The sequence below is a fragment of the Candidatus Eisenbacteria bacterium genome (assembly GCA_018831195.1).
Taxonomy (GTDB): Bacteria; Eisenbacteria; RBG-16-71-46; order CAIMUX01; family JAHJDP01; genus JAHJDP01.
Genome location: JAHJDP010000119.1, coordinates 76,468 through 88,496 on the forward strand (window position 1 = coordinate 76,468; position 12,029 = coordinate 88,496).

Genomic DNA, 12,029 nt, shown 5'->3' on the forward strand with positions numbered 1-12,029 from the left:
AAATCCTCCTTAAAAGGCCACACCGAGACGGAAGCGAAGACCGCCAAGATTCATATCGCCGCTTTTTCGCGTTTCATTTTCAAGGATCTCAATCCGGTCGCCGGGCAGCCAAGACCATTGAAGATCGGAGAAGAGGTTGAACGCCCGGCCCGAGGAAAGAAAACCCAAGCCTGCGGCGAGTCCGAAACACCATTGCGCCGCCGACCGATCGATCTTGAGATCGGCGACATCGACATTGAATGTCTCCCGGTTCCATTGTACAACAAGCCCGATCGTGCCGTACGGCCGGACCGGCTTGGAGGAGGGATCGAACCGGAAGGCAAGGGTCATCGGAACGGCCCGCCAGGCGGCCTCGGCGCTTTTGACAAACGGACCGGCGATGGGTTCCCCTGAACCCCAGCGATAACCTGCGTCGAATTCCGCCCCACCCCATTTTGTAACCGGAAAGAAATAGGCGAGGCCGATTTCAGGCGTTCCGCCATAGAGCTCCGTAAACTCGCCGTCATTGGGAAGGCTGTAGCCGCCCCAGACCTGGAGGGCGCCGGCCGGACCCCATCCCCATCCGGCCGTCACCACGAGGAGCAGGACCAGCTTTTGCAAGGCGGCCCGGCTATGCGCCGCATGCCTCAAGTGATAATTCCCCTGGCGGCCGCCTCTTTCCGGATCGCTGTGAAGCCGTCGTCGAGATCGTTGAGAATATCCTGAGGATCTTCCAGTCCGACGCTCAACCGGACGCCGCCGGGATCGATGCTGGCGCCCTTCTGGCATTCGACCGGAACCGCCGCGTGGGTCATCGTGCTTGGTTTTTCAACCAGGGTTCGGATCTGTCCCAGGGAGACGGCCAGCGTGATTGTATAAGCATGCGTCGCCAGGTGATCGACAAAGAGATCACTGAGACGCTGCCGGACCTCTTCATCTCCCTTGAGGATGAAGTAAATCATGACGCCGGGCGCGAACTTTCCGTTCGGCGTCAGCATCTGTTTGCGGGCCAGCGCGCCCTGCGGGAAAGACTCCAAACCGGGATAAATGACCCGCTCGACGAGGGGGTGCTCTTCGAGGTAGCGGGCGATCTGCAGGGCGGAGGACTGCTCACGGTCCATGCGGATCTCAAGCGTGGGAAGTCCATGCACAAGGATGGACCAGGCTGTCTTGGCGCTCAGCGCCCCGCCGAAATCCTTCCGGAACATGAGGAGATCGCCTTCCAGCTCCTCGGAGGGGAGGATAACCACGCCGCCCATCTCGGTGCCGAATCCGCAAAGGTTTTTTGTTAAACTATGCAGAACGACATCGACTCCGAAGGAGAGCGGCCGCTGGCCGTAAGGGGAAGCGAAGGTGTTGTCGACGACGATCCGGATCTTATCCTCGAGGGCCCGCGTTTTATTCTCCTCCGCCACACAATCGACGGTCGCCTGCAGATCAATCAGATCGAGCGTCGGGTTGACGGGGGTCTCAAAATAGATGCAGCGGGTGGCCGGTGTGATCGCCGCCGCCAACCTATTGGTGTCGGTCAAATCGATGAACTGTGTTCCGATCCGCCAGCGCGGCATCCAGGTGGTCAGGAAGCTGTAGGTGCATCCGTAGAGTGTCTTATGCGCGATCACTTCATGTCCGGAAGAGAGGATCGTGCCCAGCGCGCCGGAAACGGCCGCCATTCCGCTGGAAAAGGCCACCGCCAGCTGCCCGCCCTCGGCCATCGCTATCTGATCCTCGAGCATCGCCCGGGCCGGTTCATCCAAACGCTCATAAATGAGAACCGAGCGGCGTGTATGGCGGTGGGTCGCCGGATCGGCGAATCCGACAAATCCCTCAGCGCCCCGCGCCGAACTTTCCAGACGGAATGTTGAAGAACTGCTGATGGGGGGGACGACATGATGCGTGTAATCCCACTTGGCCGTTCGAAATCTTCCATGGATCAAGAAACTCGAGAGGCCGACATTGTGCTGTCCTACCTGAATTTTGGGGTGCCGATCGTATGCGGGCTCCGGGGGGAGCTTCTTCGGGTCATTCTTGGATGAGGATCCATCGACGCTCATGACAACCTCCATTGGGATCGAAATCTGATTGCTCCAGCTCTCCATACTCTATTCTGGTCCGGGGCGTCTCACAAGGTCGGCGAGCCGGGGGCGGCCCAAGTTCGGCGAGACGGGGCGCATCGGATGTCGGGTGAGGGGCTCACGGCGGGAGAATGTCACGACTTTCTGAAGAGCGTCTCAGATTCTTGAAGGATTTTCCGCACGTTCGGATCGATCTTGGGCCGGGTTGGAATCGGGATGTGTCCCTAACGGCCTTTTATTCAAGCCGTTATCGCAAAGAATCAGTTGGATGCCGAGACAACGGTTTTTGGCACGTTCGCTGCATTATCAATGACCAGTTCCGGCGTTTACCGGAATACGAGGAGGGGGGTGGGGTGGCACTGCAGCTCTCCGTGGGCCCTCATACATGGGAGGCCGCCCCGCCAAAACCCAACCTCAAGGTGAGAAGTTTGGAGGCTCAACCTCATGTTTTCTGCCAGAAACAGATTGTAGGCTGGGTCGGTACTGTCGGGAGTCGTGCTGTCCAAAAAGTGAAGATACAGCACAAAAAAGCGGAGCAGCAAAATCCATAGACGGCAGGCCGACCTGGCCCCATTTTGGGACCAGGTCTTCATCTTTAACAAACATTCCATCCATCCCGCGAATCGGCGTATCTCGAAGGCTTCTTTCTGCAAACCCCATAAGCACATCAAGCGAAGGCTTCATGACCTGTTAAAGCCGCGCCGACGATCAATCCCTGTATATCGTGTGTTCCCTCATAGGTCAGAACCGATTCGAGGTTCGTCATATGCCGGCCGGAATGGTATTCATCGGTGATGCCGCCGGCCGCAAGAATCTCCCGCGCCGTTCGGGCGATCGCGCGGGCATGATAGACATTGTTGCGCTTCGCCAGGGAGACCCGGGCCGGCGTCGCCTTGCCCTGGTCCTTGAGTCGTCCCAGTTGCAGGGCGAGAAGCTGGCCCTTGGTCAATTCCGTCACCATCTCGGTCAGCTTGGTTTGAATCAGTTGGAAAGAGGCGACGGGCCGTCGAAACTGGATCCGCTGCTGTGCAAAAGCCATCGCTTCTTCGAGGCAAGCCGCCGCGGCGCCCAGCGCCCCCCAAGCGATCCCATAACGAGCCTGATTGAGGCACATGAGCGCCTGTTTCAAGCTTGAAGTGCCGGGCAGCATATTCTCCGCGGGGACGGCGCAATCCTGGAAGACCAATTCGCTGGTGACCGAGGCGCGCAGCGACCATTTATGACGGATCTCAGGGGCCGTGAAACCCTCAAACCCTTTCTCGACCAGGAAGCCGCGGATGCCTTCATCCGTCTTTGCGAAGACAACGGCGAGATCGGCGATCGAACCATTGGTGATCCACATCTTCGCCCCATTGAGGATCCAATGGTCGCCCACCCGGCGGGCCGTGGTTTCCATGGCGCCGGGATCGGATCCATGATCGGCCTCGGTGAGGCCGTAGCAGCCGATCGCTTCACCGCGCGCCAGTCGGGGGAGCCATCTTTGCTTCTGTTCTTCAGAACCGAAGGTCGCGATCGGGTACATGACGAGGCTGCCTTGTACGGAAGAGAAGGAGCGGAGCCCGCTGTCACCCCTTTCCAATTCCCGCTGGATGATGCCGTAGACGACATGGCTCATGCCGGGGCAGTCGTATCCCTCGATATTGGAGCCGAGGAGGCCGAGCTCGCCCATCTGGGGGATGAGCTCGACGGGGAATCGACCGGCCCGGTAATCCTCCCGGATTCTGGGCATGAACTTTTCCGTCACAAATTGACGAACCGTGTCCCGAACGGCGCGTTCCTCTTCGTTGAAAAGGGCGTCGACTTCGTAGAAATCCGAGAGCTGATGACTTTTCATATCGTCCTCATTAATGGGGGTTGGTTTGGGATTTTTTAGACTTCAACTGAAGCATCATGACGGGTCAAAGCGAATCTGACAACGGTGACCCGGGACTCAGGCGTTGGATAGGTTTTTAAGGAACTCTAAGAGGTTGACAGCCAACGCCTCCGCCGGTATTCTGCGTTCAGTATGTGAGGCTCTCGGAGCCCGCGCGGGTCTGTAAGGGCTTGTATTCCAGCGTGTTCCGTCGAAATGTCCATCACAATCAAACTTTGGAGAGGGGGTCGGGACACCTATGCCCGGTGTTCGGGTCAAAGAAGGCGAATCTTTCGAGAGTGCACTTCGTCGATTTAAGAAGAAGTGTGAAAAGGCCGGTATCTTATCAGATATCCGGAAGCACCAGCACTTCGAAAAGCCCAGTGAGCGGAAGAAGAGAAAAGCCAATGCCGCTCGTCGCAAAGTGGCGACCATGAGGGCCAAAGAGAGGCGAATGTAGCCCACTTAGGACGATTGCTGTCCAAAGTCCACATAAATCCTCCCGGTCAGCTTTTCCGGGGAGGTTCGTGAATAGCCATACGCTTCAAGCACTGGATTTCCAACGTCTATTGGAAATTCTGTCGGAGGGGGTTCATTCCTCTGCCGGACGCCGGGTTATCCTCAATCTGGCGCCTTTGGGGGATCATTTTGCCATTTTGGAGAGACAAACCACTCTCTCCGAGATGATGGGGTTGCTTCTCCAAACCCCGCAATGGCCGGGTCTCAATCTCGGCGATCCCGATCCCCTCTTGGAACAGCTCTCTGTGGCCGGATCGATTCTCGAGGCGGATGACCTTATACAAATCGCCCGGATCGGCGAGTTATCGCTGACCTGCCGGAAGCTTCTGTTACGGCAACCCGTCCGTGAAAAGTATCCGACCCTCAGTGAACAGATCGAGTTTTGCTGGGATGATGCGGAGCTGGTCAAAAGGACCCAAGATACATTTGATGAATCAAAAATGGTCAGGGACAGCGCCTCGCCGCAGCTAAAAAAAATCCGGCGCCATCTTCATTCGCTGCAGCAGGAGACCTCGATGGGAGCGGAGAAGGCGATGGGCCGTCTGGGGCCGGTACCCGATGGGGCGGAGGTTTATGTCACCCTGCGATCGGGCCGGTATGTTGTCGCCGTCCCCGCTTCGCAGTCGAAACGTTTTCCCGGTATCCTGCATGACCGGTCGGCCTCGGGGAAGACGCAGTTCATCGAGCCGATGGATCTGGTGGCCGCGAATAATGGGCTGACCGATTTGGAAAACGAAGAAAAGGCTGAGATCCGCAAGATCCTCGCGCATCTTACGGACGCCTATAGAGGGAAGCTGGAGAATCTGCGGATGACCTGCCGCGTTCTCGCCCGCTTCGATGCATGGGGCGCGATCGCCCGCTGGGCCTTCCGTCTAGAAGCGACGATGCCGGAGATCACCGAAGCGACCGATACCTTCCGCCTCGTCGGGGCCCGCCATCCTCTCCTCTGCAAGGCGCTCGGTTCGACCGAAGCGGTGATCCCTCTCGACCTCGAGCTGGATTCAAAAATGCGCTGTCTTGTTGTCAGCGGTCCCAATATGGGGGGAAAATCAGTTCTTCTCAAGACGGCCGGTGTCGTCTCGATTCTGGCCCTCTGCGGCTGTCCCATCCCGGTTAAGTCGGGATCCATCGTTCCCCTTTGGGATGACATTTTCGTCGATATCGGCGATGAGCAATCGATGGAAGCCGATCTTTCGACCTTCGCAGGGCACTTGAAAAATCTGAGGGAAATCGATGAAAAATCGACAGATAGCTCATTGGTGCTTGTGGATGAGCTGGGATCCGGCACCGATCCGCAGGAAGGCGCCTCCCTGGGGATCACCCTCCTGGAGGATCTGACCCGGCGCGGCAGCTTTTCGATCGTGACGACGCATATGAGCGCCTTTAAGGAGTTTGCCGCGCGCACGGAGGGGGCGGCCAATGGTTCGATGGATTTCGATCCGGTGACCCTGCGGCCACGATACCGCTACCTGCCGAATATACCGGGCCGCAGCCACGCCTTCGAGGTGGCGGCCCTTCAGGGGTGGCCGGAGTTTCGCTTGAAGGCGGCGCGCAAGCGCATGGAAGAGGCGGCCCGCGGCGCGGATGATTTGCTCCGCGATGTCGAGGAGCTGCGGGAGCAACTCCGGCATAAAAAGGAAGAGCTCGAGCAGATGACCGAAGAGCAGACGCGGTCGAAAACGCAATACCAGGAACTGACGGGCCGTCTGAGAGAGCGAATTGAGAAGATTCGCGTTGAGAAATCCCTCGAGGAAGATAAAAGGCTTCAGGAGATCCGGGAGCTGAATAAAAGATTGCAGGAATCGCTAAGAGGGGATGGGGGGAATGCTCCGGTGTCGCGCGAAATAAAAAAACGCCTGGTGAAGGAAACAAATGAGGTTCTGAATCGTCCTCCGATGAAGGTGCGTCAAAGGAGGAGCCAACCCGCCGTCACATGGAACCTGATTGCGAGTGGGCGGGAATTCTGGTGCGAGGATTTGAAATCCCGCGTGAAAATTGATACCAAGTCCAAGCGAAAAGATTGTTTGTGGGTGTGGGTCGGCCCGATGCGGGTCGAGGTCTCGATCAGCGCCTTGTCCGAGATCGAGAAACCGGAGGGGGGTGAGGGAGCGACCTATCAGGGAGGATCTGTTAATCCAAAAATCAACAAGTTCTTAGCCGAATCGCTTAATGTTGAGCCCGAGGTCGATCTGCGCGGCATGGCTCGGGAAGAGGGGATCGAGAAACTTGATCGGTATCTTGACAAGGCCCGCCTGGCGGGGTTGCAAAGGGTCCGGATTATTCATGGTTTTGGACGCGGCATCATGATGAAAGAGGTCGGAAAATATCTCAAGTCGCTTTCATTTATTGAGAAGACGCGGTTCGGCGAACCGGGCGAGGGAGGAGATGGTGTGACGATCGCATTCCTCGGTGAATCCGGTGGTGCATCCGGCGGTGCATCCGGCGGCGCACCGGGTGGCGGCTCCGGTCGCGGTTCCGCCGGCAGCTCCGGAAAAGACCGGCGGGGAGTGTGAGATGTCCGATCCGGTAGTGGAAAGGGTTCGAGCGGCGACCGACATCGTCAGTGTTGTAGGCGCCGTTGTCGAACTCAAAAAGGCGGGAGCCAGCTACAAAGGCCTCTGCCCTTTCCACCAGGAAAAGACCCCCTCCTTCACCGTAAATCCCGAGCGGCAGGTCTATCACTGCTTCGGGTGTGATACCGGCGGCGATGTTTTCAGCTTTTTAATGGCGACGGAGGGTATGACCTTTGGTGAGGCTCTTCGCCATCTCGCCGATCGCGCCGGGATTGAAATCCCTAAAAAGGGGATTTCTTCGGCGGCGGACAATCTACAAGAGATTATCGAGCTCGCACAAAAAACGTTTCAAACAACATTGGCCGGAAAATCGGGCGAGGCCGCGAGAAAATACCTTAAGTCGCGCTCGTTATCTGATGAAATAATAAAAGATTACGGCGTCGGTCTCGCGCCGGGTGGGTGGTCCCATTTGACCGATGCGCTCCGGCGCCGTTTTAAGGATGAGGAGCTGATTGAAGCCGGTGTCTCTGTTCGATCGGCGCAGGGAGATCGTATATATGATCGTTTTCGCAATCGGATCACCTTCCCGATTGCGCGCCCTCGCGGGAAGATCGCCGGATTCGGCGCCCGGGCCCTGGGTGACGACGAGCCGAAATATCTCAATAGCCCCGAGGGGCCGCTCTACAAAAAAAGTGAGATTCTTTTCGGTCTTCCGCAAGCTCGGGAGACCCTTCGCCGCGAGGGGATCGGAATCCTTGTGGAAGGTTACTTTGATGTCCTCTCTCTGGCGCAGGCCGGAATGCGAGCGGCACTCGCCCCCTGCGGGACCGCTTTCACAAAAGAGCAGGGTTGGCTGCTGCAGCGCAATGCGCCCAAGTGGATCCTTTTCTTTGATAGCGATCCAGCCGGGCAGAAGGCGACCTGGCGGGCGCTCGAGGTACTCCTGGCGTTCGAATTGCAAATAACGATCGCCATGGCGCCAGCCGGGAGTGATCCCGCCGATGTGGTCACCCAAGCGGGATACGAGGCCGCGGCAGAGATATTAAAGCAAGCGCAGGACCCGATTTCCTGGTTGGCCGGTCTGGCCCCGGGGGAGAAGCGCCGGCCCTGGCTTTTGGACCGGATCGCCACCCTCATCGCGCGGGCGCAGAATCCATTGACGCGCCAGCTCTGGGTTGAAGAGGCCTCCTCCAAAATCCGCATCCGGGAGGATGCCCTTTGGGAGGCGGTTCAGAATCGGCTGAAAAGGGGACCGGACCGGGCGGATGACGCTGGGGAGGCGGCCGCGCGAAAGAAAATCCGTCTCTCCCCTTTGGAACGGGATCTCATTCTGCTGGTGGCGGAGCAACCCCATGCGCGCGGTGATGTGGTGCGGGCGGTCAAAGGGTCGCCGGGGATTCAGTCTCCCGTGCGGGATTTCCTTGAATGGGTGGCGGGATCTAAAACAGCGCCACAGGTGTCAGAGATTGTTCGCCGGCTTGAAGAGATTCCCGGGATGGGTGGGATGACATCCTTCCTTCTCGATCCGCCGCCGGCCAGTCAGTCGGAAGGATTCCGGGATGATGTTCTTTATCGTTTGGGGCATAATGCGTTAAAGGATGGACTTATGAAGATCACTGAGAAGCTGAAGCGCCTTGAGGCACAAGCCCCGGGGGACGAAGAAACCGTTCAAGCCCTACTATTGGAGAAACAGCGCCTCCTAATGGAACTGGAAGCATTCTCCAGACATTAGACAATAGGCAGTAGAATGAAGTAGGACTTGCAATTCTGAAGTGAGAGGCGTAGCATCGGGAATTTGGCTGCTGGAAGATTTGCCGTTGTCGCGCCTGAAAGGAGTCGCCATTGATGAAGGCAACGAAGGATCCCGAAAGTGTCCTTCAGGAGCTTAAGACTTTGGCCGTGCGTCAGGGCTATATCACAGAGCCCCAAGTTCTTGAGCAAATCGGGTCGGGTCTCGAGATTGATCAACAAATAGACCTCATGGATCAGACCTATGCGATGCTCAGGGAACTGAATATCGGTGTCTATTCCTCAGAGGGTGAAGCTCAAGAACATTCCCGCCGAAACCGTCTTCTCCAACAGGACCGCGAGCCGAGACCCGAAGAGTCGCAGCCCGCTGTCCGTTATGACGATCCCGTCAGGATGTATCTCCGGGAGATGGGGCGTGTCCCCCTCCTCGATCGCGAGGGTGAAGTCCGGATCGCCAAGAGGATCGAATCGTCGGAGCATGAGATCTCAGGTGCGATGTTCATCTGCGCCCTTCCCGTTCGAGACCTCTCGAGCTATATGGATAAGCTCAAAGAGGGGCGTGTTCGTCTGGAGGATGTGATCCAGATCGATATGGGGAACTGGAACGCGGATTACGGCAGCAAGAAAGAGATCCGGCGGGCCCTCCAATCGACGACCAAGATTCAAGCCCATTTCAAGGAGCTGTGTGCCACGCGGGCGGACCTGGGCAAGCGAATCAGCCAAAAGAAACGGACTCAAATCGAAGCACAGGTCGAAAAAGATGAAAAGAAGCTTGTGGATGAAATCCATAAGCTTGGGATTTCAAGCAAGCTCAAAGACCGCCTGGTCGATCGCCTCAAGGTCGAGCAGCTGCGCCTGCGCGAGTTGGAACTCTCCATCAGCACGATTCAGGACGAGATTCAGAGGACCACCGACAAACTGGCGCGGCTCGGCGATACCAAACCGAGTAAGACCAAGACGAAGACGACCCTTGATTCAGAGGTCGAGCTTCTCAATGAGATTCAGGCCGATCGCCAGCGGGAATACCGCAATCTTCGCCGCCGCCTGCGACGGGTCGAGCAGGAAATCATGATGTCGGCGCCGCAGCTCCGGGATGTGATCCATAGGATCGAGCGGTCTGAAGCGGAGAGGGACCAGGCCAAGCGAGAAATGATCGAGGCGAATGTGCGCCTCGTCATTTCAATCGCCAAGCGTTATACAAACCGGGGTTTGGAATTCCTCGATCTCATTCAAGAGGGAAACAGCGGTCTCATGCGGGCGGTCGACAAGTTCGACTATCGCAAAGGCTACAAGTTCAGCACCTACGCCACCTGGTGGATCCGTCAGGCCATCACACGGGCGATCGCCGATCAAGCCCGAACGATTCGTGTGCCGGTCCATATGATTGAAGCGATCAATAAGGTCGTTCGGACATCGAGGAAACTAGTGCAGGAGCTGGGACGCGAGCCGACGGCGGAAGAGATCGCCGGTAAGCTTGATATTCCCCCTGACAAAGTCAAGAGTGTCTTGAAGGCGGCGCAAGAGCCGATCAGTCTGGATCGCCCCATTGGGGAAGACGACGACAGTAATCTTGGCGATTTCATCGAGGACACCAGCGCCATCTCGCCCGCGCATCAGGCAACTTATGCGATGCTGCGGGATGAAGTGAATGAAGTATTGGAAACGCTGACCAAGAGAGAGGCGCGGGTGATCCGGCTTCGCTTTGGATTGACCGAGGATGGATGTCCCCGAACCTTGGAAGAGGTAGGCGCCTTCTTCAACGTCACGCGGGAGCGTATTCGACAGATTGAAGCGAAGGCTCTTCGCAAGCTGCGCCATCCGACGAGGCGCCGGCGCCTTCAGTCATTTTTGGAGATGGTCTGATATGAAACCCATCGGGTTGTTGACCGGTGGGTTGGCACCGATTGGCTTGAGGAGCGGTTCCAAGGGAAGGATCAAAGGGCCCATAGCTCAGCGGTCAGAGCAACCGGCTCATAACCGGTTGGTCCTTGGTTCAAATCCAAGTGGGCCCACATGTTTTACATTTAATAACGGGCGAAATGAAGAAAGGGCGGGTAGCTCAGTTGGCAGAGCATCGGCATCACAAGCCGGGGGTCGCAGGTTCAAGTCCTGTTCCGCCCACCGAACGGATAAACCATAAGACAATCAGTGGGAAGGCCCGGATAAACCGGGCCTTTTCGTTTTAACCCTCATGTCCACTTGAGTGGGGGAAGGATGAGGTGCAATGGAATCTCAGATCCAAGTTCTTCAAAGCTTGATGAAGCTGGACAGAGACTACTTTCAGTATAAAAGCCGCATAGAGGAAATCCCTCCGGAACTGAAGGCGATCGAACAATACGAATCGGCGCTCCGGCAAGCCCTTCTTGGTGAGGAGGCTCAGTTATCAGAGCGGCAGAGAGAACGCCGGCAGATTGAAATCCAAATTCAGGACCAGATAACGATCAAGAAGAAATACGAAAACCAGATCTACGAAATAAAAGAGAACCGGGAACTCCAGAGTCTTCAACGCGAAATCGATTTTCTGAAACGGGGTCTCACTGAGTTGGAAGAAAAGGTCCTGACGAACCTGGAAGAAGAAGAGGAGCTGCAAAAGAGACTCGGAATCTTACGGGAAGAGACCACCAGGAAACTGGAAGAATTAGCGTTCAAGCAGAAGCGTCTCGCTGAGAAGAGCATTGAACTGGCCGCCTCGATGGAGGATATGGAAGAAGGGCGCAAGATGTTGATCGATTTGCTGAAGCCCCCGACCCGTTCCAAATACAGGCGGATTGTCAATGCCAAGGGACATGAGGCGATCGTATCGGTCAATGACGGCAGCTGCGGCGGATGCTTTTACAAGCTTCCCCCTCAGAAGCTGGCGGAAGTGAAGATCGGCCAACAGATGGCTCTATGTGAGGGATGCGGGAGAATCTTGGTCTGGGAAAACAATCATTAAAGAGACGTTTTAAGAATGGAGCCGGTGAATGGTCGCGGGGTCCTAAAGGGTCCTGAGGAAAGTCCGAGCTCCAAAGGGCAGGGTGCTGGGTAACCCCCAGTGGGAGCGATCCCAAGGAAAGTGCCACAGAAAATATACCGCCTCGCCGGGGTTCGCCCCGGCGTGGTAAGGGTGAAAAGGTGAGGTAAGAGCTCACCAGTACTGGTGGTGACACCGGTAGCTTGGTAAACCCCACTCGGAGCAAGACCAAATAGGGGAGGAGAGGCGGCCCGTCTCGTAACGACTCCCGGGTAGGTTGCTTGAGGCGGACGGCAACGTTCGTCCTAGATAAATGACCATTCAAGGGCTCGCGCCCTGGACAAAACTCGGCTTATAGCCGGCTCCATTCATCGACTTAGCAGCGCCCC

At 56.9% G+C, this 12,029-nt stretch carries 9 protein-coding genes, 2 tRNA genes and 1 other RNA gene; 8 read left to right on the top strand and 4 right to left on the bottom strand.

The window, feature by feature from the left end; translation table 11 throughout:
* Positions 1-9: 9 nt before the first annotated feature.
* The 4 genes from KJ970_20940 to KJ970_20955 all read right to left on the bottom strand — a co-directional run bounded on the left by KJ970_20940 (position 10) and on the right by KJ970_20955 (position 3,888).
* A complete protein-coding gene (locus KJ970_20940; GenBank protein ID MBU2693394.1) occupies positions 10-630 on the bottom strand; it encodes a hypothetical protein in 621 nt (206 codons plus the stop codon).
* A complete protein-coding gene (locus tag KJ970_20945; protein ID MBU2693395.1) occupies positions 627-2,033 on the bottom strand; it encodes a PLP-dependent aspartate aminotransferase family protein in 1,407 nt (468 codons plus the stop codon). Before KJ970_20945 ends, KJ970_20940 begins: the two co-directional genes overlap by 4 nt.
* Before the next feature lie 435 nt (positions 2,034-2,468).
* Positions 2,469-2,738, bottom strand: a complete 270-nt coding sequence (locus tag KJ970_20950; protein ID MBU2693396.1) for a hypothetical protein — start codon at positions 2,736-2,738, stop codon at positions 2,469-2,471.
* Positions 2,722-3,888: an acyl-CoA dehydrogenase family protein gene (locus KJ970_20955; GenBank protein ID MBU2693397.1), complete on the bottom strand. Its 1,167-nt coding sequence runs from the start codon at positions 3,886-3,888 to the stop codon at positions 2,722-2,724. The genes KJ970_20950 and KJ970_20955 overlap by 17 nt, the downstream gene beginning before the upstream one ends.
* A 277-nt stretch (positions 3,889-4,165) precedes the next feature.
* On the opposite strand from KJ970_20955, the gene rpsU reads away from it, so the two are divergent.
* The 8 genes from rpsU to rnpB all read left to right on the top strand — a co-directional run bounded on the left by rpsU (position 4,166) and on the right by rnpB (position 12,011).
* Positions 4,166-4,366 carry a 30S ribosomal protein S21 gene (gene rpsU, locus KJ970_20960; protein ID MBU2693398.1) on the top strand — a complete coding sequence of 67 codons (201 nt, stop codon included), beginning with the start codon at positions 4,166-4,168 and terminating at the stop codon, positions 4,364-4,366.
* A 67-nt stretch (positions 4,367-4,433) separates the two neighbouring features.
* The gene (locus KJ970_20965; GenBank protein MBU2693399.1) at positions 4,434-6,938 is read left to right on the top strand and encodes a Smr/MutS family protein; all 2,505 of its coding nucleotides are present in this window, start codon (positions 4,434-4,436) and stop codon (positions 6,936-6,938) included.
* A gap of 1 nt (position 6,939) precedes the next feature.
* Complete coding sequence (gene dnaG, locus KJ970_20970) at positions 6,940-8,670, top strand: DNA primase (GenBank protein ID MBU2693400.1); 1,731 nt, start codon at positions 6,940-6,942, stop codon at positions 8,668-8,670.
* Between the two features lie 113 nt (positions 8,671-8,783).
* Entirely contained in the window at positions 8,784-10,550 is a 1,767-nt protein-coding gene (rpoD, locus tag KJ970_20975) for an RNA polymerase sigma factor RpoD (GenBank protein ID MBU2693401.1), read from the top strand.
* Positions 10,551-10,626: 76 nt separating this feature from the next.
* Positions 10,627-10,699, top strand: a tRNA-Ile gene (locus KJ970_20980).
* Between the two features lie 36 nt (positions 10,700-10,735).
* A tRNA-Val gene (locus KJ970_20985) sits at positions 10,736-10,808 on the top strand.
* Positions 10,809-10,911: 103 nt separating this feature from the next.
* The gene (locus KJ970_20990; GenBank protein MBU2693402.1) at positions 10,912-11,622 is read left to right on the top strand and encodes a hypothetical protein; all 711 of its coding nucleotides are present in this window, start codon (positions 10,912-10,914) and stop codon (positions 11,620-11,622) included.
* A gap of 16 nt (positions 11,623-11,638) precedes the next feature.
* An RNA gene (gene rnpB, locus KJ970_20995) (RNase P RNA component class A) lies at positions 11,639-12,011 on the top strand.
* Positions 12,012-12,029: the final 18 nt, after the last annotated feature.

Bases quoted from the DNA above. Each gene is read 5' to 3' on its own strand.
- rpoD (MBU2693401.1), top strand. From the start codon at position 8,784: ATGAAGGCAACGAAGGATCCCGAAAGTGTCCTTCAGGAGCTTAAGACT.
- KJ970_20990 (MBU2693402.1), top strand. From the start codon at position 10,912: ATGGAATCTCAGATCCAAGTTCTTCAAAGCTTGATGAAGCTGGACAGA.
- dnaG (MBU2693400.1), top strand. From the start codon at position 6,940: ATGTCCGATCCGGTAGTGGAAAGGGTTCGAGCGGCGACCGACATCGTC.
- KJ970_20945 (MBU2693395.1), bottom strand. From the start codon at position 2,033: ATGAGCGTCGATGGATCCTCATCCAAGAATGACCCGAAGAAGCTCCCC.
- KJ970_20950 (MBU2693396.1), bottom strand. From the start codon at position 2,738: ATGAAGCCTTCGCTTGATGTGCTTATGGGGTTTGCAGAAAGAAGCCTT.
- rpsU (MBU2693398.1), top strand. From the start codon at position 4,166: ATGCCCGGTGTTCGGGTCAAAGAAGGCGAATCTTTCGAGAGTGCACTT.
- KJ970_20955 (MBU2693397.1), bottom strand. From the start codon at position 3,888: ATGAAAAGTCATCAGCTCTCGGATTTCTACGAAGTCGACGCCCTTTTC.